Below are 1,361 nucleotides of genomic sequence, written 5' to 3' on the forward strand. Positions count from 1 at the left end.
GAGGGTGTCAGAAATTTTGTGTTCGGGCATAACATGAGTAAGAGGTGCATGTATGCCAACCAAAAAGAAACCCTTGCGTGACCTGCCCAAAATCCCCAAAGAGCTGCTGGAGCAGTTCGGTGAGGGCCTGATGACCGCAGAAGCTATCGAGGATGCCTCTGCGGCGTTCAAGAAGGCCCTGATCGAGCGCGCCCTGAGTGCCGAGCTTGGCCACCACCTGGGCTATCCGCCGGGCGCGCAGCGCCCAGAGGATGAAACCAACCAGCGTAACGGCAAGAGTGGCAAGACGGTTTTGACCGGCGATGGCCCGCTGCGGCTGGAAATTCCCCGTGATCGAGACGGCAGTTTTGCGCCTATTCTGATCCCCAAGCATGAGCGGCGGTATACCGGTTTCGATGACAAGATCATCGCCATGTACGCCCGTGGAATGACGGTCAGAGAGATCCGAGCCTTTTTGTCCGAGCAGTATGGAACCGACGTTTCACCCGATTTCATCAGCTCTGTGACAGACGAGGTCATGGAAGAGATTGGCGCGTGGCAACAGCGGCCACTGGAGCCGATGTACCCGGTCATTTTCTTCGATGCGCTGCGGGTGAAGATCCGCGAAGAGGGCCTGGTGCGCAACAAGGCCATTTACCTGGCCCTGGGCGTTCTCCCCGACGGGACGCGGGATATCCTGGGCATCTGGATCGAGAACACCGAGGGTGCGAAGTTCTGGATGAAGGTCTTTAACGATCTCAAGACGCGCGGTGTCGAAGATGTGCTGATTGCCGTGACCGATGGCCTCAAAGGTATGCCAGAGGCTCTCAGTACCGTGTTTCCAGAGACGACGTTGCAAACGTGCATCGTGCACCTGATCCGCAACAGCCTCGACTACGCGGCCTGGGACAAGCGACGGGCTCTGGCCAAGGAGCTGAAACCAATTTACCAAGCCATCAATGCCGAAGCAGCTAAGCAAGCGCTCGATGAGTTTGAGAACGGGCCGTGGGGAGAGAAATATCCGACGGTGGTGGCTGCCTGGAGGCGCGCCTGGGATCGAGTGATTCCATTTTTCGTCTTCCCACCGGCCATCAGGAAGGTGATTTACACCACCAACGCCATCGAGAGCATCAACGCCCAGCTACGCAAGGTCATCAAGACTCGCGGGCATTTCCCGAATGATGACGCAGCGACCAAACTGATTTGGCTGGGATTGCGCAACATAACAGCCAATTGGGGGAAACCGGCCCATGATTGGAAAAGCGCGATGAATCAATTTGCGATTCTGTACGGAGATCGGTTCATCAGGCCAACCTGGTGAAATCAAGGCCTGCCTGACGGCAGGCCGTTACCGGCCCGCACACAAAAAATCTGACACTTCC

The 1,361-nt window shown here is 56.9% G+C and carries 1 protein-coding gene; it reads left to right on the forward strand.

The genetic code is table 11. From position 1 onward, the window contains the following. Nucleotides 1-52 precede the first annotated feature (52 nt). Entirely contained in the window at nucleotides 53-1,300 is a 1,248-nt protein-coding gene (locus I8746_RS26815) for an IS256 family transposase (protein WP_221101218.1), read from the forward strand. Nucleotides 1,301-1,361: the final 61 nt, after the last annotated feature.

Origin of the sequence: Pseudomonas sp. USTB-Z (assembly GCF_019691255.1) — a bacterium.
GTDB classification, from domain to species: Bacteria; Pseudomonadota; Gammaproteobacteria; order Pseudomonadales; family Pseudomonadaceae; genus Aquipseudomonas; species Aquipseudomonas alloputida.